Below are 25606 nucleotides of genomic sequence, written 5' to 3'. Positions count from 1 at the left end.
GCTTCATCACCTTCGAAGCAGCCTGTTTTTTATAATCCATCCCAAAAACCCGGATATTTGCCCCGCATGGAATCTCCGCTCAAAGCCCGCGTGGCACCATGGCTTTTGTTGCTCACCTCCGCCATCTGGGGCATGGCGTTTGTGGCGCAGCGCAAAGGCATGGAGTTTCATGGGCCACTCACTTTCAACGGCTTACGGTTTCTATTGGGCGCCCTAACCTTGCTGCCTTTTGTTGTTTTGCGAAAGCAAAATGCAAATACAGTTAGCTGGTGGCGCAACCCTGTTTTGCTACTTCATGCCCTCATGGCTTCGGTGGCGCTGTTCCTGGGCTCAGCATTTCAACAGGTTGGCATTGTGTACACTACAGCCGGGAAAGCAGGTTTTATCACTTCGTTCTACATCGTATTGGTTCCGTTTTATGGCTTACTCAAAGGCAACACCCCCGGCCTGAGGTATTGGGTGGGCACTGCAGTTGTTCTTGCAGGCTTGTTTTTACTGACAAAAGAACCTGAGCTCAACCTGAGAATGGGTGATATGCTCGTGCTGATCAGCGCAGTATTCTGGGCCATGCACATCATCATACTGGGCAAGATATCAGCCTTTCATAATCCCATCACACTGGCTTTCTGGCAGTTCACCTTTGCCGGTTTGTTCAGCCTTGTTCCAGGCCTGTTGCTGGAACCGTTTGCCACCGATCAGCTCCTGCAATCCTGGTGGCCGCTGATTTATGCAGGCGTATTTTCGGCAGGCATAGGCTTTACCCTGCAGGTGGCTGCACAACAACATGTAAAACCCGAATATACCGGCCTGATTCTGAGCCTTGAAGCCCTTTTCGCTGTATTGGGAGGTTTTCTGATACTCAACGAAAAGATGGATTCGGCAGCACTTGCAGGCTGTGCACTGATGCTTGCAGGGCTTTTTCTGGCGCAGTTTCAGCCAAAGCCCGGCCAGTAGATGTCAGGCTGTCGGCTTGGATCAAGGCTTTGGATAAACAGCACTTTTGTTCGCCAGCTTACCTCATGGCGTCGAAGCCCTGACCGTACACCCCCATCACCGTGGAGAGCGACACAAAAGCATCGCGGTCTTCCTCCTTTACAATGCGGAAAACCTGCGGATATTCCGAACGCCTGACAATGATCATCAGGATATCGTTTTCGGTTTTGGTGTACCAGCCTTTGCCCTTGATGAGCGTTACTCCCCTGCCCAGCTCAGTGGCAATGCGCGAAGCGATTGCTTCGGGATGTCTCGAGAAAATAAATAGCTGCACCGACTGCTTGTTGCCTGTGATGATCAGGTCGATGGTGTAGCTTACCACACTCATCACCACAAACCCATAAACAAGCGGCTCGATACTCCTGAATATCAGCCACGAACTTGAGATGATCACCACGTCGATGGCCAGAATGATTTTCCCGGGTGTGATATTTCTGTATTTGTTGATGATGAGGGCAACGATGTCGGTGCCGCCTGTGCTTCCGCCCTGGGTAAAGATGACCCCCATGGCCGAGCCCGCCAGGCCGGCACCCACTATGCTGGCCAGAAACTTATCCGTAACAAAAGGTTCGCGGATGTAATACTGAAGCAAGGCAAAAAATCCGGAAAGCACGGCAATGGAATAAATGGTCTTCACACCGAATCCACGACCGAGAATGCGAAGCGCAAAAATGAGCAGCACGGCATTGATTACGGCAACCGAAACACCCACAGGCAATCCGGTGGACCAATAGATCAAAGTGGAAATACCCGTGACCCCGCCGCCAAGGATATCGTTCGGGATGAGGAAAGCCGTCCAGCCAAGGGCCATGACAAAAAGTCCGGCTGTAATGATCACATATGCCTTGATTTCGGACCAGATGGATGTTTTCTGTTTTCTCATGTACCACGACAATTGCGCCCAAAATTAAAGCTTTCGCCCCTGCCGGCAATGCCTTCTTTTGAAATAGATTCCGCACAGGCCGTCAGGCAGCAATGGAAGTATTTTTGTTGCCAAATGCTGTTAAAAATCTGAAATTTTGAGAGGCACACTGACAAGCAGCACGGATTGGCAATAATTTTGATGCCTGAAAACACCAAACTTCGAAAACCTTACAGTTATGATCTGGATAATTTTTGGATTCTTTATGCTGCTGAGCTGGCTGGTTGGAGCAAGGCTCAAGTCGAAATTCAACCAATTCAGCAAGATACCCATCAACTATGGCCTCACCGGCCGTGAAATCGCGCAGAAGATGTTGCACGACAACGGCATCTTCGATGTCAAGGTTGTATCAGTTGAGGGCCAGCTCACCGACCATTACAACCCTGTGAATAAGACTGTCAACCTGAGTCCGGATGTGTACCACGGCCGTTCGGTGGCTGCAGCTGCCGTGGCTGCGCACGAATGCGGGCATGCCGTACAGCATGCCACCGCCTATTCCTGGCTGACCATGCGCAGCAAACTCGTGCCTGTGGTGAGCTTTGCTTCACAATGGGTGCAATGGGTGTTGCTGGCCGGCATCCTGCTTATCGAAACATTTCCACAAGTGCTGTTTTTTGGCATCCTGATGTTTGCCACCACCACCTTGTTCAGTTTCATCACTCTTCCTGTTGAGGTGGATGCAAGCCGCCGTGCACTTGCCTGGCTCAATGTGAGCGGCATCACCAGCCACGAAACCTATCCCAAGGCCAAAGACGCCCTCAAGTGGGCAGCTTACACCTATGTGGTTGCCGCATTGGCATCGCTGGCCACACTGCTCTACTACATCATGATCTTCATGGGCAGAAGAGAGTAACCGTAACAAAACCAACAAGATAAGCCTTAACAAAGCCTTGCATCCTTGCAGGGCTTTTTTGTTTTTCTTTCCTTCCGAAAATCAAATAAGCATACACTTGGCCGTTCAATCAGATGGCAAAGCAGAAAATAAGCATTGAAATTCCATTTTAGCCGCAACCGTTTTCGCCGTACTTTTTATCGTTAAAAAAGATTAAGCTGATGTAATTTGCTGAAGCTCATTCCCTATTTTTGCGCCCAAATTTTACCAATCAGGTCAAATCACTACACTAAACCACTTCACACAAGCTTATGGATCAAATTGTTTGGTTTATTCCCCTGGCAGGCATCGTGGGGATAGTATTTATGTTACTCAAATCCAGATGGATAGAATCGCTGGATGCCGGTACCGAAAAAATGCAACGGATTGCGGGTTATATCGCTCGCGGGGCCATGGCCTTTCTGAAGGCGGAGTACCGGATACTGGCCATTTTTGTCGCATCGGTGTCGGTGTTGCTTTTCGTGAAAGGCACATACGAGACCGGTTCCAACGGATTTGTGGTGCTGTCGTTCATCACCGGAGCAGTGCTTTCGGGCTTTGCCGGATTCATCGGAATGCGCGTGGCTACCAAGGCCAACGTACGCACCACGCAGGCCGCCCGTAATTCGCTTTCCGATGCACTCAAAGTGGCATTCACCGGAGGCAGCGTGATGGGCATTGGAGTGGTTACGCTCGGACTTCTTGGACTAAGTCTGCTTTTTTTACTCTTTAATAACCTTATCGGTGTCGACTGGAAGCTCGATGTTGTGCTGAACGTTTTATCAGCTTTTTCGCTGGGGGCCTCTTCCATTGCCCTGTTTGCCCGTGTGGGCGGAGGCATCTACACCAAGGCCGCCGATGTGGGGGCCGACCTGGTGGGAAAAGTAGAAGCAGGAATTCCTGAAGACCATTATCTGAACCCGGCCACCATCGCCGACAATGTGGGTGACAATGTGGGTGACGTGGCAGGCATGGGCGCCGACCTTTTTGAATCGTATGTGGGTTCCATCCTGGCCGCAATGGTGCTGGGGGTGGTGTTTGTCAACATGCCTGAAGTGAGCAATTATTTCCAACTGGGGCCGGTGCTCCTGCCAATGGCTCTGGCAGCCGTAGGCATACTCACAAGTGTGGCAGGCACATTTTTTGTACGCATAACCCCCAAAGGCGACCCGCAGGCTGCACTCAACAGGGGTGAGCTCATCTCCTCGGTGGTCATGGTCATTGCTTCCTATTTCCTTATCAACTTCTTCCTGCCCGACAGCTGGAAGCTGATCCACAACGACGGCACTTACACCCAATACACCGCAATGGGTGTGTTCATTGCCACCCTGGTGGGCCTTGGCATTGGTATCGGAATCGGAAAAATTACCGAATATTACACAGGCGCCGGCAAGAAAGCTGTTAAAGCCATTGTGGATCAATCCCATACCGGCGCTGCAACAAATATCATCGCAGGATTGGAACTCGGGATGAAATCCACAGCCATTCCGGTACTTGGGTTGGCTGTTGCTATCATTTTATCGTACCACTTCGCCGGTTTATATGGCATTGCCATTGCTGCGGTGGCCATGCTTGCCAACACAGGCATACAGCTGGCTGTGGATGCCTATGGCCCCATTGCCGATAATGCCGGTGGCATTGCCGAGATGAGTGAATTGCCTAAAGATGTGCGCCAGAAAACCGACAAGCTCGACGCTGTGGGCAACACCACTGCTGCCATTGGCAAAGGTTTTGCCATTGGCTCGGCCACCCTGACCGCACTTGCCCTGTTTGCGGCTTTCATGACCCAGGCCAACATCACCGTGATCGACGTTTCGCAACCGCATATTATGGCCGGACTGCTTATTGGTGGTATGCTCCCCTATCTGTTCTCGTCCATGGCCATGGGCGCAGTAGGTCGTGCCGGCCAGAAAATGATCAACGAGGTGCGACGTCAGTTTAAAGAAATTCCGGAGCTGCGCAACGCACTCGAAGTGCTGCGCAAATACAACGGCGACGTGCATAAGGTAACCAAAGAGGAAGCCGAAATCATGCAAAAAGCCGAGCGTGCGGCACAATACGAGAAGTGTGTTGAAATCTCTACCGAAGCTTCGCTCAAGGAAATGATCCTGCCGGGACTGCTTGCAGTGATTGCTCCGGCTGCTGTGGGCTTTTTGGGTGGCGCACAGATGCTTGGTGGCATGCTTGCGGGCGTGATGGCCTCGGGTGTGCTCCTGGCCATTTATCAGTCGAATGCCGGCGGAGCCTGGGACAACGCCAAAAAGATGATCGAAGAGGGAGTGCAACACCAGGGCGTCACCCATGGCAAGGGTAGCGCCTCGCACAAAGCCACCGTAGTGGGCGATACGGTTGGCGACCCGTTTAAGGACACCAGCGGCCCGTCGCTCAATATCCTTATTAAGCTTATGTCGGTGGTAGCTTTGGTGATTGCACCCAGCATTGCTGAACCTCCTGTAAAACCAAAGAATGATAAACCACTGGAATTCAAATACAAATCTGAAGCGCCAGCCAAATTAGAGAAGCCTGTCGCGACAACAGGTTTCATCGAATGATTTTTTTCGAAAAACATTTTTCAAAGCCGGGACAAATTCAGATTCCGGCTTTTTTCTTGTAACTTTGAGGGTACTTATTCCAATTTGAAGCACAAACCAAACCAGATTAACCATGAAAACCTTCATTTCTACCTTTGTTTTAGTGCTTGCAACCCTGACACTCGCAGCACAACCAGGAACACTTGATTTGAGCTTCAACCCTGGTTCAGGCGCAAATAACGAATACGTCAAAAGAATTGTTGTTCAGCCTGATGGCAAGATTCTTGTGGCCGGCGAATTCACTCAATTCAACGGGCAGAACCTCAAATACCTTGTCAGGCTTAATGCCAATGGTAGTTTGGACGAAACCTTCAATACCGGATCGGGTTTCAATGGAACAATCGGTGACATTGCCCTTCAGAGTAACGGCAAAATTATCGTTGGTGGTTCTTTTTCAAGTTTTAACGGAACAAGTGCCCAATACCTTCTTCGCCTGAATGCTGATGGTTCGCGCGATGGAAACTTTAACACCGGAACTGGACCAAACGGCTCCGTAGGATGTATATTGGTCGCTCCTGACGGAGACATTTTCATAAGTGGTAGCTTCACTAGCTTCAACGGTGTTATGCGCAACAGGATTGCAAAGCTCGGAAGCGACGGTTCACTTGCAACGAATTTTGATCCAATGGCAGGACCAGATGGTCTGGTATATACAATGGCTTTACAAAATGATGGTGCTCTGTTGATCGGAGGAAATATCTATAATTTCAATAATATTCCCGTCGGTCGTATTGCCAGAATATTGTCAAATGGACAACCTGACCCGTCCTTCAATCCCGGAACTGCAATACAAGCCATCAATCAGCATATTAATTCCATTAGTCTGCAAAGTGATGGGAAGATAATTGCAGCAGGTCTTTTTGACAGTTTCAATGGTCAGACTATAAGTAATATTGTAAGGCTTTTTCCCAATGGGCAAATTGACCCTTTATTTACACCACCCACATTCAGCGATCAACTTCAGTCAGTAGTCAGCCTTCCTAATGGGAAAATAGCGGTTGGGGGCCGTTTTAGTTCGTCAAGTCCACTGTCGCGGAAATACCTGACAATGCTGAACAACAATGGCACAATTGATGAAACATTTAATTATGGCACAGGGCCTACATCATTTATCTTTAAGGTAGCACCGTATGGCAGCGACAAATTGATGATAGGAGGCTATTTTACTTCTTATAACGGAACAAGCAGAGGCAGAATAGCACGTATTAACGTGGAATCGTTTACCCATCTCCCCGAAAAAGAAATAGATACCAAACTCGCTAACTGTTGTTGGTCAAATAACAACCAAACCCTCAACATAAAACCTTTAAAAGAAAGCAAACTTGAGCTTAAAGTTTTTGATTTAAATGGACAATTAGTATATCAACAAATTATCACTGGTGAAAGTGATATTTACTTGAATGGATTGAAGGGGGGAATCTATCACTTTGTGCTTCGTGATGGTTATTCTGTACAAACAGAAAGATTTATAAAGTTATAAATGGTTTATCAGGACTCTCCACAGCTCAAGAAAATGCATTGCCTCACCAATATTGGGGTTGCTATCTGATAGCTTATCACACAAAGGAGTTACGTTCAAACCTTGATGCTGTATTTAAAAAGTTTTTAATTAGAACGCTGGGCTATTCATTTATTTTAATTTAGGTCAACAGCTCCTGCACGAAAGCGCAAATTGACTGCATATTTAACTTGCTTGTTGTTTTAAAGAACACTATGTTAAGCTGCTGTCTATCTTATGGTTATAATGATTTACTATTGACCCAATAGTCGGGGCCAAGTGATGGCGTTACCTTCATCACCCGGAGGACAGCCGACTGACACAGGGACGATATTAATGCAAATCCCACCTTAGCCCAATTTGGATGGCAATTTGAGCGCAACTTTTTTTCCATAGCAAAATTGACCGACAAGAGTGGTTGAACTCATCCCGGTCATTGGCGGGGTGGAACGGGGTCTTCTGCTGCCCAGCCTTACATTTGCAGTTGGATTGCGAACAACCAGTGGTTTTGAATTCGGGGCAGGCCCAAACATCTCCATCGCAGATACGGGCTTAGCTTTAGCCTAGGGAATGAATATTTCCTCCGGAGATCTTAATTTCCCAATTAATTTTTCGGTAGTTACTTCTAAAAAGGGTGCCCGATTCAGCCTGCTTGTTGGATTTAACAGCGCCAGTTATTAAAACCAGAAAATTTTTTTACTGACTTCCGCAAATTAACACCCTAGATCAAAGATTTGGGCCAGTTTCATTTGCTCTTCGGTCAGCAGTAGGATTTTCTTGATTTTTTCTTTTTGTTTTGGGGTGGTAATTTCGATTTCGTAAATGCTTTGTGCGATTTCAATTACTTTTTCTGCTGAGAGATCTGAACATTTCTCTTTTAACTGTCTTTCAAGCTCTTTGAAAACTTTATATGCCACAAAATTCAGGCAGATGTGTGCTTCAATCCTTCTTTGCTTATAGTGGAAGATTGGTCTGATTTTCAGATCTGTTTTAGCAATTCTGAAAGCACGCTCAATTAGCCACAGTTGGTTGTAGTTTTCAAGTATTTCCTCTTTGGGCAGGGTAGAATTGGTCAAGTATCCCTTTAAGCCATCCCATCTTTGGTCTTGCTGTATCTTTTGCTGATCAATGCGAACTTGAACTTGCCCATCTATTTCCAGGAATTTGTTGTAGCCTCGATTGTTGATAGCTGCTTTTGTAAGCCTGCCTGTCTTGATTGCTTTTTCTAATCGTTTAAGCCCCTTTTCTCGGTTGTATTTATCTTTTTCTGCTCTTTGATGGAAGTAGTTGACTAAAAGCCTGAACCCTTCTTTCTAAGTTGAGTCCGTATTTCAAGAGCCTTTAAAGCATCCTCATCAGTGGCAGCCCCAAAACTCTTCCTAACTTTATACTTGCGGTTGAGCTTCTCAACTACTTGTACATAGATCCAGCCGCTTTTATGCTTTAGCTTCCTGACAAACACCCGCAAATATCATAACAAAAACCAAATTAACACCCAAAATCCCTAACACCCAATTTCTAAAAAACAGACATACAACTACTTACAATAATATATTCAAAAAATAAAAAAAATCTGTGGAAGTCAGGAAAAATAATAAACAGGGGAGGAGCTTTCGCCCCTCCCCTGCCAAGCATATAGTAACAAAACAACCGGTTGCTTTATCGCACAAGAACAATCTTACCGCCTGATAGCGAGGCTTTTGCTCCTGTGTTGTGGTGCAGCTGGTAGTAATACGTGCCGCTGTTGCCTATGTCGCCACGGCTTAGCTCGTAGCTGTGCTGGCCAGGCATCAGGTCTGCATCAACCAACCGATGCACCATCTGTCCGTATTGGTTAAATATGACAAGGCTTACCCTGCCAGCTTTGGGCAGCGTGAAGGACACTCTGGCCCTGTCGCTGAATGGATTGGGCATCACATAATGGGCAATTCCAGCGTCGGATGTACCTTCGGCGTGCTGTATGGCCAAAGTGCGTAAATGAACATCATTAAGAATGCTTGCCTCTGGTGAAGCAAACTCGGTAACAGGTAAAAGTTCCATATAGCGGAGCTCTGCTCCTACCTGCTGCCTGATTCTGGCCCGCAAACTAAGCAATGGCTGGTCAGCCGAAAAAGCCCTGCCCATTACCTCATACCAGGCTACCTTGATGGTTCCATCTTCCTTATCAATCGAACTGATTTCGAAACCAACCACTTCCTCCACGTCCAGCATATCCATATTGTAGCGCAAACCAATGGTTACTGCGCCAAGCACAACATCTCTGTCCACAAAGACAGGCACCATCACTTCCTCACCAGGTGCGGCTTTCACAGATTGAACGTACACAAGTGTAGCTGAGGTTTTCAGTGGAGTTCCTGGCAGGTATGAGGCATTCAGGTCGCCAGCGGCTGTCAGGTAAATGTTCATGTAGTTGTCACCTTCGCTGATTACCCCTGGATTCACCTCGTGGTAAACCATATCGGCCGGAGTTGTTGCTGCATACGTGCCAAAGGACTGGAATACCAGCTCGGGGGCCTGTGGATACAGCATGGCGTTGGGATGGGTAACCCTGGCGCCAGAAAGGATAAAGTTGTGCCTGTTGCCCGGAAAGACCTCCATATTTGGGTTATCCGTACCACGTATAATCATTATCAGGGCATCGTTGGCAGTCAAGCTTCCATTGTTGTTAACATCGGCTACCGTAATTGAGTAAGGCGTGTATGGCGCAGCAGTTATCGGTTGTATCCATGGGAAATAAACACTCATAGGTTCCTCAAGTACCATCTTCCCAACAATCAATGCATCCAGACCCGTTAGACCTCCCCAGTTGTTCCACATCCAGGTGCTGCCAAGCTGGTTGTTGCCAGGCTGCTCCCATACCCTCAGGGTGTAGTCCGTTCCACTCTCAAGTCCGTCGAATGAGTATGTGCCGGCATAACCTATATTCTGTGGTGAGGTAACCGCAACTCCTGACTTGTACAACTGAACCACAAACTGCGATGACGGCACCTGCGACTCGATCGGATTGTAATAGCGCAAACGTCCGGCCAAACTGGCATTCGAACCGAAGCGGGCTTCGTAGCTCGTGAAACAATCCACTATGGTCACCTGCCAGATCGCATCTGCCGACATCAGCTGACCAGACTGTGCATACCAGCCCTGGAAGGTGTATCCACTATTGGCCATAGCCGTCAACGTTACTGTGCTACCTTGTGCAACCGTACCACTAAACACAGCCTGTCCGCCCTGAGCAGGTATAGCCAGCAACTGAAGACTGATAGGCACCACATTCACCGTTAATGCATTGCTCAGGGCTGTGGACTGCGTTACGCATCCGTGGTCCGACAACAGCTGCACGCTTACCACGTCGCCCTGCTGCGGCACGATAACAAAGTTCGCTGTGTTGCCTCCCGCTACCTGCCCGTTAACCTTCCAGGTGAAGACAGGGTTGCTGCCGCCATTCACAGCCACGGCTGTAAAGGCTACCGGCGTACCCTGACATACCACAGGCTCGTTGGCCGTGATACTTACCGATGGTGTTACTGGTGTACTTAAGCTTAACTGCATAACCGACTGTACCTGACACAATCCATTGGTATTGGCGGTAAGGGTTAACGTTACTAGTCCGATGAGTTTATCATTGGTTCCGGGTGTATAAATGGGGTTGAGTGCACCGGTATTGCTGAAGGTGCCATCGCCGCTGCTGGTCCACAAAACGCCACTGGCATTGCTCACCTGTGCTTCTGTCATGGTGTAGGTGTCATTGGCACAAATTGTGGCGTCGCTGCCTGCAAAAGCAATCGGCGTGGGCTCGACCAGCCATGTTACAATGTACTCCTCCGATGGTGTGCATTGGGTGGACAGCCTGCGGGTGCGAACCTCTAACTCGGCAACGCCTGATGTGCTGATGTTACTTGCCGAAGTATAGGGCTGCCATAACGTCCAGATATTGCCTGTGCGGGTGCGGTAATGCAGCTCGTCGGTGCCATTGCCTCCGCTGCCGGGCACAAGCGTGGCGCTTACCATGCTACCCTCGCATACCATAGCCACTGCCGGCTGCCTGACAAGGACGCCCGGCTGGGCCTGCTTTTCAATATTCCAGCTAACAGTATTATAACCCGAATTGCTGCATACATCGCCCTGCCTGAATGTTCTGATTTCAATATGGCTCAGGCCTGCGGCTGCAATGGGGCTGCCGGGTGTGTATAGCATCCAGCTGCTCCAGCTTGTGCCGTTGTGTGTGCGGTATTCGGAAACATCAAGTCCGCTGCCGCCTGTGCCAGAAAGCAAGGTGGCCGATACTGATGTAGTCTCGCAAACCACAGGCTGTGCGGGCGATGGTTGCAACATGCCGGCCATGGGCGTAGGCTCTACTTCCCAGCCTACAGTAATCCAATTCGAAGAAGCACAGTAGCTGGCCAGGCGACGACTGCGGATCTCAAGTGCTGTGATACCATTCGTAGATAGGGCTAAGCCTTCATAAGGCTGCCAGTTGCTCCAGCCACTGCCCGAAAGCTTGCGGTACTGCTTCTCGTCATTGCCGTTGCCTCCTGAAGCATTGCTCAGGTCAGCCCATACCTGGCTGCCTTCGCACACTTTGACCGCATCAGGATATTTTGTCAGCAGGCCGGCCTCAGGCATCATCTCAAAACTCCAGCCGGAATGAACCCATGCCGAAGGACTACAATAGCTGGCCAGCCTTCGCGATCGTATCTCGATGTGCAATGCGCCAGGAATGCTCAGCACCTGACCGTTGTATGGCATCCAGTCGGTGTAATAAGTGTGATAAAATACACGGTACTCTGTCTGGTCAATACCATTACCGCCAGTGCTGCCTGTGAGAACGGCTGATACCTGAGTAGCCTCGCAAAGGGTCAGAAATGCCATCGGATTGCTGATGAAGTTTCCTGCAACTGGTGTAGGCTCCACTGTCACCGTCCACTCTCCTGTGGATTGCTCAGGAACAGTGTTGCAGGTGCCATCATTGGCGTATCTGCGGTAGGTTGTGGTGCTGGTCAGACCGGCAGGTGGCGTATAGCTTGACGAAGTGGCTCCGGTGATACTGGCTGTAAAATTGTCCGAAGAGCTCCGCCAGCTGTAGGTGATGTTCCCATCGCCTCCCGAGGCAGGGTTTACACTGCCTATGGTGGACGGGGTGCCGCCATAGCAGATGGTCTCGCCGGCAGTGGCTATGGCGCCCGGGGTGAAATCGGGCCTGACTGTCACCGTCCACTCACCTGTGGATTGCTCAGGAGCAGTGTTGCAGGTGCCATCGTTGGCGTATCTGCGGTAGGTGGTCGTGCTGGTCAGGCCGGCAGGTGGCGTGTAGCTTGACGAGTTGGCTCCGGTGATGCTGGCCGTGAAGTTGTCCGAAGAGCTTCGCCAGCTGTAGGTGATGTTCCCATCGCCTCCCGAGGCAGGGTTTACACTACCTATGGTGGACGGGGTGCCGCCATAGCAGATGGTCTCGCCGGCAGTGGCTATGGCGCCCGGGGTGAAATCGGGCCTGACTGTCACCGTCCACTCTCCTGTGGATTGCTCAGGAGCAGTGTTGCAGGTGCCATCGTTGGCGTATCTGCGGTAGGTGGTCGTGCTGGTCAGGCCGGCAGGTGGCGTGTAGCTTGACGAATTAGCCCCGGTGATGCTGGCCGTGAAATTGTCCGAAGAGCTCCGCCAGCTGTAGGTGATGTTCCCATCGCCTCCCGATGCTGCGCTTACACTGCCTATGGTGGACGGGGTGCCGCCATAGCAGATGGTCTCGCCGGCAGTGGCTATGGCGCCCGGGGTGAAATCGGGCCTGACTGTCACCGTCCACTCTCCTGTGGATTGCTCAGGAGCAGTGTTGCAGGTGCCATCGTTGGCGTATCTGCGGTAGGTGGTGGTGCTGGTCAGGCCGGCAGGTGGCGTATAGCTTGACGAATTAGCCCCGGTGATGCTGGCCGTGAAATTGTCCGAAGAGCTCCGCCAGCTGTAGGTGATGTTCCCATCGCCTCCCGATGCTGCGCTTACACTGCCTATGGTGGACGGGGTGCCGCCATAGCAGATGGTCTCGCCGGCAGTGGCTATGGCGCCCGGGGTGAAATCGGGCCTGACTGTCACCGTCCACTCACCTGTGGATTGCTCAGGAGCAGTGTTGCAGGTGCCATCGTTGGCGTATCTGCGGTAGGTGGTCGTGCTGGTCAGGCCGGCAGGTGGCGTGTAGCTTGACGAATTAGCCCCGGTGATGCTGGCCGTGAAATTGTCCGAAGAGCTCCGCCAGCTGTAGGTGATGTTCCCATCGCCTCCCGATGCTGCGCTTACACTGCCTATGGTGGACGGGGTGCCGCCATAGCAGATGGTCTCGCCGGCAGTGGCTATGGCGCCCGGGGTGAAATCGGGCCTGACTGTCACCGTCCACTCACCTGTGGATTGCTCAGGAGCAGTGTTGCAGGTGCCATCGTTGGCGTATCTGCGGTAGGTGGTCGTGCTGGTCAGGCCGGCAGGTGGCGTGTAGCTTGACGAATTAGCCCCGGTGATGCTGGCCGTGAAATTGTCCGAAGAGCTCCGCCAGCTGTAGGTGATGTTCCCATCGCCTCCCGATGCTGCGCTTACACTGCCTATGGTGGACGGGGTGCCGCCATAGCAGATGGTCTCGCCGGCAGTGGCTATGGCGCCCGGGGTGAAATCGGGCCTGACTGTCACCGTCCACTCTCCTGTGGATTGCTCAGGAGCAGTGTTGCAGGTGCCATCGTTGGCGTATCTGCGGTAGGTAGTGGTGCTGGTCAGGCCGGCAGGTGGCGTGTAGCTTGACGAATTAGCCCCGGTGATGCTGGCCGTGAAATTGTCCGAAGAGCTCCGCCAGCTGTAGGTGATGTTCCCATCGCCTCCCGATGCTGCGCTTACACTGCCTATGGTGGACGGGGTGCCGCCATAGCAGATGGTCTCGCCGGCAGTGGCTATGGCGCCCGGGGTGAAATCGGGCCTGACTGTCACCGTCCACTCACCTGTGGATTGCTCAGGAGCAGTGTTGCAGGTGCCATCGTTGGCGTATCTGCGGTAGGTAGTGGTGCTGGTCAGGCCGGCAGGTGGCGTGTAGCTTGACGAATTAGCCCCGGTGATGCTGGCCGTGAAGTTGTCCGAAGAGCTCCGCCAGCTGTAGGTGATGTTCCCATCGCCTCCCGATGCTGCGCTTACACTGCCTATGGTGGACGGGGTGCCGCCATAGCAGATGGTCTCGCCGGCAGTGGCTATGGCGCCCGGGGTGAAATCGGGCCTGACTGTCACCGTCCACTCTCCTGTGGATTGCTCAGGAACAGTGTTGCAGGTGCCATCGTTAGCATATCTGCGGTAGGTGGTGGTGTTGGTCAGACCGGCAGGTGGCGTATAGCTTGACGAGGTGGCTCCAGTGATGCTGGCTGTGAAATTGTCCGAAGAGCTCCGCCAGCTGTAGGTGATGTTCCCATCGCCTCCCGATGCTGCGCTTGCACTGCCAATGGTGGACGGGGTGCCGCCATAGCAGATGGTCTCGCCGGCAGTGGCTATGGCGCCCGGGGTGAAATCGGGCCTGACTGTCACCGTCCACTCGCCTGTGGATTGCTCAGGAACAGTGTTGCAGGTGCCATCGTTGGCGTACCTGCGGTAGGTGGTGGTGCTGGTCAGGCCGGCAGGTGGCGTATAGCTTGACGAATTAGCCCCGGTGATGCTGGCCGTGAAATTGTCCGAAGAGCTCCGCCAGCTGTAGGTGATGTTCCCGTCACCACCCGATGCATCGCTTGCACTGCCGATGGTGGACGGGGTGCCGCCATAGCAGATGGTCTCGCCGGCAGTGGCTATGGCACCCGGGGTGAAATCGGGCCTGACTGTAATGACAATACTGGCGCAGCCGGGACTAAATTGATTATTGTTGTAATTCCGGGCATAATAGGTAGTGGTTGATGCTGGGCTTACTGTAATGGAATTTCCGGTGGCTACAAAAGAACCGCCACAGCTTCCGGTATACCAATATACTGTACCCTGGGCACCCTGAGCCGTAAGCTGTGTGCTTCCTCCGTTGCAAATTGGATTGTTAGTGGCTGTGATACCCGTAGGGTTGGAGGGAGCGCTCAGGGTGGTGAATTGTTGCTGCGGCCCGTAGCCGGTACCCTCGCTGTTGGTAGCATAGGCACGTACATAATATGTCGTATTGGATGAAAGACCAGCAATATTGCTTGTAAACGTACCCACACCTGTACCCCCGTCAGTTGAGTAGCCTCCACCCGGATGACTACTCAGTGACGGCATGGTGGATGTGCTCCAAACCACACCTCTAACAGAAACAGACGCTCCTCCATCTGAACTCACATTTCCTCCGGATACGGCACTTGTTGAAGTAATGTTGTATGGAGCTGTAGTCTGATTAACAGTTGGTGGTGCAAGAACCTGACCACCTGTTACATCCCAACGCCATACACCTGTAATTCCTATGTAAGAATTTTGTTGATTTAGATGAAAGTTGGATGTTCCTGAATAGGGCAATTCAGCATAAGAGGTTTGATTGCCCGTTGACCAGCCTGCAGTGGGCCAGGCACTGATATTTCCTGATCTGTGCCAACCAATATTGTTGTATCGGAGTTCTATCTGAAACGAACGATTTGTTGAACTGTAGCCAGCAGGTCTTCTTAATACAATCTGGAAAGTAGTACCTGTTGATGCATTACCATACCCCACATTCGAGTTGTACGGCCTCACTGCAACATAGGTTGCCACAACGTAATTCCCGGTTGTATTTTGGTCGTAGTATATATTTCCTCCATTGTTAGGGTTAAGATCATCGAATTGTGCGGCTACGATAGGAAAACCCCGGTTAAATCCTGCGATGCCGGTAGGTGCATATGAATTGTAACCCTGACCGAAAGTAATGTATCCGTTAGATCCAATGTAAATACTTGTGTATGTATTTGATCCGAAGTCCACTCCATGCGGAAAAACAGATGTGATGCTCCTATTTGTATAGGTGTCATCACCTTGAGCAACTGGGTCGCTGGTTGTGTAAGTGAGCAAAGCAGCTTGTCCGTAAACATTATCAAGATTGATTGCCAGACAAAGCGAAAGCAGCACAACAATAGTCAATCTACTGTTTTTGTACTTTATAGCATTGATGTTTTTCATAACTACTTCTAATTATTGATTTTTAAACAACTTTGGAAACATCGTAACATGCATTACTTATGAAATCTGATCAGTCATTTTTGCGTTACTAATCGAAGAGCTTTTGTAATGAAATTCATATAAATGAAAGCTTTTTAAACCCATTATCAGACTTTTCAAATATGAATACGCCTTGTTTTTCTTCCTTTTAGTGGTATTCTAAGACAATAAATCTGGTTGTTTTCAAAATTTGACAATTTCGAGCTGGGTATTGAAGGTTGAATCACAGTAAACAATACTTTCAAACAATCTTTTGTTGTTGACACAGTTTGGCAGTAAGTAATGCCTTTCAGGCAGGATGAAACGTGGATTTATGGTCCTCTGACAAGTAAGTTCTTTTCCCCATTGGTTTGCTCCTGAGAGAAAGACAAGAAATTGTAGCGGATTTTTTTCATAATACTAAATTTAGGTTTCTAATCATTGAGTTTTCGTTTGCTTTTTCGAACAAAAATCTTGAGCCCACTTCGAAAAGTCGAAACGGCCAATAATAAAGAGATTGCATTTGCATCTGATTTTGGCTTTATAAATATCTGTTCGGGAAACTTTTGTTATTACTCCGGCAAATAAACATATCAATTAACAGGCTTTAGCGTAGTTTACTTTTTCGTGCTCAAAAAAGCTTTTGACTTTCTTCTTGTTGTGGTAAAGCTTTCGCATGTATGTCCTCACATAGCCTTCAAGTTCACTCTGGCTACGTGGTGCAGGCTTGCTCCTTATCTTGTTCTTCACATCATTGTTCACATATTCATCAGGGTTCAGTTCGGGGCTGTAAGCTGGCAAGAAGTACAGCTCTATAAGCAGTCTGTTTTCTTCCAACCAGGCTGAAACCCGTTTAGAGTGATGTACTTTCAAATTATCCACAATCAGGAAAACCTTACGGGGCGCATCGCGCACAAGCCGTTTCAAAAAAGTGAGGAAAATGTCTATGTTCATTGCCCCTTTATAGACCATCCAACGTATCTTGCCTTGGTTGTCAATGGCCGAAACCATACTGGTGCTAAAGCGTTTGCCCGTTACATTTCTCACAGGTGTTACCCCTTTGGGCGAATACCCCCTGCCCCTGTTATCCTCACTCGAAAACCGGTTTCGTCGCACCACATAATGTCGGCTTCATGTTCTTTTGCCTTTTCCTTTATGGCAGGGTAAACCTCCTCAAGCCACCTCTTAACCTGTTCAGGTTGTTGCTCGTACGACCTTTTAACAGGCTTCTGGGGTGTAAACCCCCCATCGCTTGAGGTAATCGCCTACTGTGCGTATGGGTAGTAAAATCCCAAATTGCATTTGGATCAGCTGGGCAACTGCATGGCGTGTCCATAAGGCATAAGGCAGCTTAAGCTGTTCAGGATGCTTGTCTATGAGCATGCTTTTAGTGGCTTTCTCTTGCAACTTGTCCAAACGGCGCATTTCGCCTTGCTTTCTGCCCCTGGTCTTAGGATTGATTGCTGAAACCCCTTCTTCTTTATAGGATTTCCACCAAAGGTGAACTGTCCGGCCACTGCATCCAAGCATCTTTGCAACTTCAACTTGTTTCTTGCCACTTTTCAACATTCGTATCGCTGACCTGCGCATCTCCTTTAGCGCTGGGTCAGGTAGTTTTCTAAAATCTATTCGTTCCATACGACAAAAATACACAATTATTTTATATATTTAACCGCCGAGGTAATAAGTGTGTATTATGAACTCTTCAGTTCAGGTTTGAGCTATAAAGATATGTTATTCAAAGTCATTTTGCAAGAGAAAAATAAAAATATAAAATTCATTTTGGTATTTCTTTACTGAATTTCACTTTTATATTAACAGAATTGAGCTTAAAAGCCAAATCTCATCCTTGCAGTAGTAAAGAGCTTTATCTTAAAAACAGGAATATAAAGGTTTTGTAAATAAAATTAAGCAAGTGAGTTAATCTTGCAGGCCACGTACAACGAACCCTTTAACGAATGGAAACTCGAGATTCCTCTCTGAAACAAAGCATCAATAGACCATGTTGTCTATAATAACTGTTTTTTAATTGACATAATCTATCGAAAGCCTATGAAAATCACCAAACATAATTGTTCCGTTTGATTTTCAGTATGCTTGCAACACCACCAGCTTCCCCTGCTGGCGCAGCTTCTCGCACAGGGCGGGCACAATCTTAGGGCGTGGATAAAGCCCCTGCTGACGAAACTCGATATCGTCGTCGCCCATGTTTTCGGCATTACCCAGCCAAATGTTCACTTTGTCGGCCATTTTAAGAAAATAAGCCAGATCGGAGGCAGGCGATCCGAGCGGATATTTTTCCATTGGTTCGTCGAGCAGGTGAAAGGCCTGATTCAGGGTGACCATGCCTTCGGTAACCAGCTCAAAACCCTCGATGAGATAGCTTGGCGGGGTAATCACACTTTCGTTTGGTGCAATCTCCAGCGGGCGGCCCATGATACGCCCCACCATTTTTGCCGTCGATCCGCCGCTGATGATATGAATTCCCTGACTTTCGGCAAATTGCGTAACTACCTGTTCGTCCAGGGCACGATCGGAAGGCGGGCCGCTCAGCAGGTTGACAACAATACCCCTGCGATTCAATGCAAACAGCACGGTAATGTCGTCTCCTTTTCCTGCCGGCCACAATTGCCTGGCCTGCGAATGTATCCGATCTGCAATCAGTTGTCCGTCAATCTTTTCCACCGGCAGCATCCCCTGAACAAAACGCCTCACCCCTGATATGTCCCATCCCTCGGGATAGTGCTTTCCGATGCCAGCCTGTGTTACCCCATCGCTCATGAGCAACAAACCTTCGTCTTTGTCCACCTTGAAGCTGGCTTCATAAACCAAGGCCTTGTTGCGGGTATATATCCGATAATCAGGCAATTGCGTGAACGTCCGTGAGATGAGCAGCGGCGAAGGCATTTCGTAGCACAATACAGTGGCTTGCCCGTTGTTGAGCAGCCTTGCAATGGTAAACACCGCAAAAGGCTCACCTGACCCCCAGGCTTTGTCCATGGTGCCCGAAACGGCATCGAAAGCCTCGCGTATGCTGCTGCCCGACCGGATATGTTCGGTGAGCCTGGCCACACACATGGTGGCGGCAATGTGCGCCCGAATGCCTGATCCTAGACCGTCGGCTAGAAATATGGTAGTAGCAAGTGCATCGCGATAAACACCCCATGCATCACCACAAGGGTCACCGGGCTTTTTGGCGCTTTGCGCCACAAAGGTATCTGTGTGTATATACATCAACCCGCCTATTTTCCTATCGAATCCATCAGTTTTTTGAGCAGCAGCTCGCCTTTGGCGGTGTGCTCGCCCAGAAACTTTGCCAGCTCCTGCGCCATACCTATTTGATGGTCCACAAGTTCCTGTGCTTTGATCAAAGCTTCCGATTTGAGTTCATCCAGTTTTTCGCGGCTCGATTGCCTATCGGTAATATCCAGAAACACCCCCACATGCTGTTTTTGCTCGGGCAGGCTGTAGGCAACCACATGACAAATCAGATTGTAAGGAGCAAAGTGCATCACCGTCCGGATTACATCTTCCTTGCCTCCCGCAAGCTTCTCGAAGCAGTCGGGATCGATGAGGTAGCTGATCTTTCGTCCGACAAGGGCGTCGGAGCAACTAAACATCTTCTTGAATGCCGGATTCATGTGGATGATGGAGAGCGAAGCGTCGAGCAACACAATGCCATTGGGATCGCGCGCCACTATGGTTTCGAAGCGGCTTTCGGCCGTGCGTCGCATAAACGGGATGCACATCTCTATCTCGGCCAGGCCGTCGAGCACTGCAATGGCCTTGTCGCGGCAGGTGGGATAGCCACATGCGGTGCAGTTGAGTTCATCCTGTTTGGTGTATTTTCCGGTTTTTTGCAAAACCTCACGGATAGCTTCTTCGGTGTAGGCCGTTTTGGGCTGCTGCACCGGTGCATCGAATGATGTACGCGTAAAGCTGCTTAGCATTGACTCTGCACTTCCAGGGTTTGTTTTGTTGTATTCCAGCACTTTGCGTCGATCACTCACAAAATTGTGCCCTGTGCTGAACGATGGTCCGGCAATGCAGCCATTCTTGCACCAAAGTGGTTCAATGATCACAGGTGTTGCCGGATTGCTCAGCGATTCAAGGGCCTGTTTCAGTTCGCGGTGGCCGCTCACAGCCAATACCTCGCTGCTAAGCAGGTTATCGTCCATGCCTGCAGTGCGCAGCAAGCCGCCTTCGAGCGGAAAAAGACGAGCCTCGCCGGGCACAACGTGGTCAAAACTGCTTTCTTCGCATCGTTTAAGGTCTATCTCCTTGATGCTGAGCAACTCGTCGAGCTCCTCAAAAGTAAGCACGGCATCTATTTCGTCTTGGGCCGACTGCCATGAAGCTTCGTCCTTTTTGGCAACACACGGGCCGACAAACACCACCTTTGCTCGCGGAGTCTGTTCCTTAATCAGACGGGCGTGCATGCGCATGGGCGATGCTACCGGAACAAGCGCCGGAATCAGCTTTGGAAAACAGCGCCTTACGTAGTTGACCACAGCAGGACATGCCGTACATATGTGCGATTTTCCGGGATTAGCTTCGATGTGTTCCCTGCTTGCTTTGGCTGCATGCCACGCTCCCAGGGCCGTTTCGCCCACAATCCTGAAACCGGCCAGCCGGAGGGCCGAAGGCAGGCGCCTGAGTTCCCAGTCGAGGTAATAGCTCACAAACGAAGGCGCAATACTTGCTGCTACCATCTGCCCGGAGGCCAGCATATCCAGAACTTTCGACAAATCCGGACGATATTCTTTGGCCTGCTGTGGGCAGTGGATGATGCATGTGCCACAGGCAATGCATCGCTCAGGCAATACCTGGGCCTGGCCATCACTCATTTTTATTGCACCTGCCGGACAAACCCGCACACATCGGTAACAATCGCGGCAACGCGCTTTTGCAGTGAAAACAACCGGCAACCGGCTTTGATTTCTTGATGTTGTGTTCATAGCCTGAGCGATTTTGGGTAAAAAATGCAAAGCCCGGGACACACAGAAATGCCCCGGGAATGCATGTTTAACCAAATTCAACCAAAATCCCAATCATATGTCAACTGTTGGCAGAGAGTGACGCGCCTATACGACGCACTTCCCTGTCGATCATTTCCTTTGCTTTTTCAAAAGTGGCATGCTCGAGGATCTGTTCGTTGACGCGCAGCACTGGTCCGCGGTCGCAACGCTCGAAGCAGAATGTCGCCTTAACATCGACCATTTCTTCCTGACCTTCAAAGCCCACAATATCTTCCAGCTTGTTTTCCACCACATAGCGGGTGATCTGCTGCAGCAACTGACGCGAGCCGCGCATGTAGCAGTTTGTACCCACACACACATACACCTCAATTTTTGGGTGATTAGTGTTGCGAATGTTAATTACCTGATCAGTGATGCGCTTTCGGCCATGGTAGTACGTGTGCAGCAGCTCGTGCGCCCTGTGTCCGCCAATCTCACCCAATACACTCTGGTACAATTCCTTAACGTAAGGATTGTCCTGCGATTTGTGCAGCTCGAGCTGTTTGTCGGCATTGTAAATACCTTGTGCACGTTTTTGCCTGAATTCAGGATCGAAGCTCACGGGTTGTCCGCCGCCGGCAATGCAGCCACCCGGACAAGCCATCACCTCTACCAGGTCGTAATCGGCTTCGCCCTTGACGATGGCATCGCAAAGTTTGCGGGCATTCCCCAAGGTATGTGCAATCCCAAGTTTAATCGTGGTTTTGCCCAGTTTCATTTCAACTGTCCGGATACCCTCAAGGCCACGCGTCTGCTTGATGTCGGTATCAATGAGGGTTTCGCCGGTGATCTTTTCATACGCAAATCTCAGCACAGCCTCGCTCACACCACCGGTGTTTCCGAAGATGACCCCGGCGCCTGTTTTGAATCCGAGCGGCAGGTCGAACGATTCAGGCTTGAGTTTGCTGAACTGCAAACCTGTTTCGTGGATCATTCTGCCCAAACCCTCGGTGGTGAGCACATGGTCCACTTCGGCCATACCGTCGTGGATAAACTCATCACGCTTGGCTTCAAATTTCTTGGCAGTGCAGGGCATGATGGAAACAATCACGAGATTTTCCGGCTTGATATTAAGCAACTTCGGAAGGACCTCGCGGGCAACGCTGCCAAACATCTGTTGTGGCGATTTGCAGGTGGACAGGTTGGGAAGCAGCTCCGGATAGTACTGCTCGGCAAATTTGACCCAGCTTGGGCAGCAGCTTGTAAACATGGGCAGTTTTTCGCCTTTCAGCTTACGCTCAATAAATTCCGTGCCCTCCTCGAGCACTGTGAGGTCGGCTGCAAACGAAGTATCGTACACCTGGTCGAACCCTATCCGTTTGAGTGCAGCCACAATCTGGCCCGTGCTGATGGTGCCCGGTTCCATTCCAAAGCCTTCGCCAAGCGCCACGCGCACTGCAGGTGCCAACTGGGCCACCACATATTTATTCGGGTCGTGAATGGCCTTCCATACTTCTTCCGTTTCCGGACGCGGAACCAGCGCACCTACCGGACAAACAGCCACACATTGACCGCAATAGACACATTCCACATCATTGAGGCTTTTGCCAAATGCCGGACCTACAGTGGTTCGTGCCCCACGGTTAACAAAATCGATGGCGCCCACACTCTGCATTTCTTTGCAGGCCCGCACGCAATCGCCGCAAAGCACACATTTGTTGGGGTCGTGAATGATGCTGCGCGAATGGTTATCGATAGGCGCCACTTTTTCGGTGCGCTGAAATCTTACTTTGGTCACACCAAGCCGGCGGGTAAGGTCCTGAAGCTTGCAGTTGTTCGAGCGGATGCAGCTTGGGCACGAAATATCGTGGTTGGCCAGAAGCAGTTCCAGGTTTACCTTTCTGAGCTGACGCACCTGGGCAGTGTTGGTGCGCACAACCATACCGTCTTTGGGTTCGATGGTGCAAGTGGCCTGAATACCCATGCCATCGATCTCGCACACACACAGGCGACATGCGCCATAGGTGCTCAGGTGCGAGTGATAGCAAAAGGTAGGCAGCTCAATGTCGGCCTTGCGAATGAGTTCGAGCAGATTGCGTTCGCCCTCAATCTGGACCATCATTCCGTCTATGTTTACAGTTCCTTTGGTATTCATCGTTTTTCGAATTGTTGAGTTACTACTGCTTTGATGGCCAATTAGTTAAATCCTACTACCGCATCGAATTTGCACACCTCGAAACAAACCCCGCATTTGGTGCACACTTCGGGATCGATCACATGCACCTGCTTCTTGTCGCCGCTGATGGCCTTTACAGGACATTTGCGGGCGCAGGCCGTACAACCGATACATTTTTCGGGGTCGATGCTGATGCTGCGCAAAGCCTTGCAATTGTTGGTGGGGCAGCGTTTATCGCGGATGTGGGCAAGGTATTCGTCTTTAAACTTCAGGATGGTCGAGAGCACCGGACTGGGGGCTGTTTTACCCAGGCCGCAGAGCGAGGCAAGTTTCACTACTTTGCCCACTTCTTCGAGCACTTCAAAAGTTTCTTCCGTGGCCCGACCTTCGATGATATCGTCGAGCAAGGCCAGCATTTGCTTGGTGCCTTCGCGGCAGGGCACACACTTGCCGCAGCTTTCGTTTTGTGTGAAATTCATAAAGAACCGGGCAATCTGTACCATGCACGATTGTTTGTTCATCACCACCAGGCCGCCCGAACCCACCATGGCTCCGATGGCCGTAAGGTTATCATAGTCGAGGGGCAGGTCGAGATCGTCTTCGGTGAGGCATCCGCCCGAAGGACCACCAATCTGCACAGCTTTGAACCCTTCGTGGGTTACATGGCCTTCGTTGTCGGTCACACCTCCGCCAATGTTGTACACAATCTCTCGTAGGGTTGTGCCAAAAGGCACTTCAATCAGCCCGGTATTGGCCACATGGCCGGTGAGTGCAAAAGTCTTGGTGCCCTTTGAGTTGGCTGTTCCGTATTTGTTGAACCACGAAGCTCCGTGGCGAATGATGAGCGGCACTGCGGCCAGGGTTTCCACATTGTTTATCACGGTGGGCTTGCCGAACAATCCTTTCTGGGCCGGGAATGGCGGCTTGGGCATCGGCATTCCGCGCTTGCCTTCGATGGAGGCCATCAGGGCTGTTTCTTCGCCACAAACAAAGGCTCCGGCACCCTCCATGATGTGGATATACATGCTGTGGCCCGAACCAAACACATTGTCGCCCAGCACGCCGGCGTCCAGTGCATCTTCTATGGCCTTGCGCATGCGTTTCACGGCCAGGGGGTACTCAAGACGCACATATACATAGCCTTCGTCGGCCCCAATGGCACGTGCAGCTATCATCATGCCTTCGAGCACACGGTGCGGATTGCCTTCCATAAGGCTGCGGTCCATGAAAGCTCCGGGGTCGCCCTCGTCACCATTGCAGATCACATATTTTTTTTCGCTTTGCTCCACACGGGTGAGGTGCCATTTGCGGCCTGTAGGAAAACCTCCGCCTCCCCTGCCCCTGAGGCCCGATACGACGATGGTATCGCAAATCTCCACATCCGTCATCTCGGTGAAAGCCTTTTGCGCTGCCAGGTATCCGCCATGTGCAATGTATTCGCGGATATCTTCCGGATCCACATGTCCGCATTCGCCCAAAACGAGCCTGTTTTGCAGCTTGTAGAACGGAATATCGAGCTGGCCGCGGTTGCGTTCTCCCGTTACAGGATTCTTGTACAGGAGCTCTTCGATCACTTCGTTGTTTACAATGGTCTGGTTGATGATACGCTCCGCATCCTCTGGTTTGACTTTCACATACATGGTTTCCTCAGGAAGAATATTCACCAGAGGTCCTTGTGCGCAAAATCCCTGGCAGCCGCTACCGGTGAGCTGTATCACCTTGCGGTCGTCGTGCACATCAAACTCGAGCTCCACAAATTCGCGCATTCCGGCCTTTTCAACGGCTGCTTTCAGCGCATTAAACACGGGCAAAGCGCCATTGGCCATACATCCCGTTCCCGCACAAACTACAATGCGTTTGTACACTTTTGAGGCTGCCGAGTTGTAAGCCTGCGCAATACCTTTCAGATCTATGCTTGTCATGGTTTCCATTATCTTGATCTTTAAGCGTTTTCGACCGTTTCAGAGTTCTCTTTCTCGCGTATTTCAGCCAGAATTTGTTCGCAGCGTTTGGCACTTACTTCGCCATATACCTGCTCGTTGACCACCATCACCGGAGCAAGCCCACAGGCGCCAAGGCAACTCACAGCCTCTACAGTAAACATCATGTCGTCGGTGGTATGCTTTTTGGCATTGAGTCCCAGGGTGGAGTTGAGCGTATCAAGCAGTCGCGATGATCCTTTCACGTGGCATGCAGTGCCATCGCAAACCTTGATCACATATTTGCCTTTGGCCTCGAGCGAGAAATGCGCATAAAACGTAGCCACGCCGTACACTTCGGCCACCGGCATGTTGAGCGCTGTGGCAATATAGGTAAGCACCTGAGGAGGCAAATACCTGTATGCTTCCTGCACCTCCTGCAGAATAGGTATCAGACGGGCTTTGTCGTTGTTGTTCCGCTCGATGATTTCGATCACCTGCTGAAACTGGCGGAGATTTTTGTTCGGTTCTGTTTTCACGTTCCGTTATGTTTTG

General features: G+C 50.5%; 15 protein-coding genes. 4 read left to right on the top strand and 11 right to left on the bottom strand.

What is annotated here, in order from left to right; all coding sequences use genetic code 11:
• The first annotated feature begins 66 nt into the window (after positions 1–66).
• Complete coding sequence (locus IPM52_14285) at positions 67–954, top strand: DMT family transporter (protein MBK9292773.1); 888 nt, start codon at positions 67–69, stop codon at positions 952–954.
• A 58-nt stretch (positions 955–1012) separates the two neighbouring features.
• On the opposite strand, the gene IPM52_14280 is transcribed toward IPM52_14285, so the two are convergent.
• Positions 1013–1876 (bottom strand): YitT family protein, encoded by an 864-nt coding sequence (locus IPM52_14280; GenBank protein ID MBK9292772.1) that lies wholly within the window; start codon positions 1874–1876, stop codon positions 1013–1015.
• Between the two features lie 217 nt (positions 1877–2093).
• Here IPM52_14280 and IPM52_14275 point away from each other — a divergent pair, with 217 nt between their 5' ends.
• The 3 genes from IPM52_14275 to IPM52_14265 all read left to right on the top strand — a co-directional run bounded on the left by IPM52_14275 (position 2094) and on the right by IPM52_14265 (position 6857).
• Positions 2094–2768 carry a zinc metallopeptidase gene (locus IPM52_14275; protein ID MBK9292771.1) on the top strand — a complete coding sequence of 225 codons (675 nt, stop codon included), beginning with the start codon at positions 2094–2096 and terminating at the stop codon, positions 2766–2768.
• A gap of 290 nt (positions 2769–3058) precedes the next feature.
• Positions 3059–5338, top strand: coding sequence for a sodium-translocating pyrophosphatase (locus IPM52_14270; GenBank protein ID MBK9292770.1), 2280 nt, complete (start codon positions 3059–3061; stop codon positions 5336–5338).
• A 112-nt stretch (positions 5339–5450) separates the two neighbouring features.
• A complete protein-coding gene (locus tag IPM52_14265) occupies positions 5451–6857 on the top strand; it encodes a T9SS type A sorting domain-containing protein (GenBank protein MBK9292769.1) in 1407 nt (468 codons plus the stop codon).
• 731 nt (positions 6858–7588) lie between these two features.
• Here IPM52_14265 and IPM52_14260 read toward each other — a convergent pair.
• From IPM52_14260 to IPM52_14215, 10 genes are all read right to left on the bottom strand, one after another.
• The gene (locus IPM52_14260; protein MBK9292768.1) at positions 7589–8092 is read right to left on the bottom strand and encodes a transposase; all 504 of its coding nucleotides are present in this window, start codon (positions 8090–8092) and stop codon (positions 7589–7591) included.
• Between the two features lie 442 nt (positions 8093–8534).
• A complete protein-coding gene (locus tag IPM52_14255) occupies positions 8535–15980 on the bottom strand; it encodes a hypothetical protein (GenBank protein ID MBK9292767.1) in 7446 nt (2481 codons plus the stop codon).
• Between the two features lie 615 nt (positions 15981–16595).
• The gene (locus IPM52_14250; protein MBK9292766.1) at positions 16596–17117 is read right to left on the bottom strand and encodes an IS630 family transposase; all 522 of its coding nucleotides are present in this window, start codon (positions 17115–17117) and stop codon (positions 16596–16598) included.
• Entirely contained in the window at positions 17051–17260 is a 210-nt protein-coding gene (locus IPM52_14245) for a winged helix-turn-helix domain-containing protein (protein MBK9292765.1), read from the bottom strand. Before IPM52_14245 ends, IPM52_14250 begins: the two co-directional genes overlap by 67 nt.
• The gene (locus tag IPM52_14240; GenBank protein MBK9292764.1) at positions 17217–17636 is read right to left on the bottom strand and encodes a helix-turn-helix domain-containing protein; all 420 of its coding nucleotides are present in this window, start codon (positions 17634–17636) and stop codon (positions 17217–17219) included. The genes IPM52_14245 and IPM52_14240 overlap by 44 nt, the downstream gene beginning before the upstream one ends.
• Before the next feature lie 450 nt (positions 17637–18086).
• Positions 18087–19232 carry a SpoIIE family protein phosphatase gene (locus IPM52_14235; protein MBK9292763.1) on the bottom strand — a complete coding sequence of 382 codons (1146 nt, stop codon included), beginning with the start codon at positions 19230–19232 and terminating at the stop codon, positions 18087–18089.
• Between the two features lie 8 nt (positions 19233–19240).
• Positions 19241–20956, bottom strand: a complete 1716-nt coding sequence (locus tag IPM52_14230) for a 4Fe-4S binding protein (GenBank protein MBK9292762.1) — start codon at positions 20954–20956, stop codon at positions 19241–19243.
• Between the two features lie 100 nt (positions 20957–21056).
• Positions 21057–23111: an iron hydrogenase small subunit gene (locus IPM52_14225; protein ID MBK9292761.1), complete on the bottom strand. Its 2055-nt coding sequence runs from the start codon at positions 23109–23111 to the stop codon at positions 21057–21059.
• A gap of 41 nt (positions 23112–23152) precedes the next feature.
• Positions 23153–25054, bottom strand: coding sequence for a 4Fe-4S binding protein (locus tag IPM52_14220; protein MBK9292760.1), 1902 nt, complete (start codon positions 25052–25054; stop codon positions 23153–23155).
• A gap of 20 nt (positions 25055–25074) precedes the next feature.
• Positions 25075–25590, bottom strand: coding sequence for an NAD(P)H-dependent oxidoreductase subunit E (locus IPM52_14215; GenBank protein ID MBK9292759.1), 516 nt, complete (start codon positions 25588–25590; stop codon positions 25075–25077).
• Positions 25591–25606: the final 16 nt, after the last annotated feature.

The organism is Bacteroidota bacterium (assembly GCA_016715945.1).
Taxonomy (GTDB): domain Bacteria; phylum Bacteroidota; class Bacteroidia; order Bacteroidales; family F082; genus JALNZU01.
The sequence above is the reverse complement of the archived record's forward strand: the minus strand, read 5'-3'. Positions and strand labels throughout refer to the sequence as shown.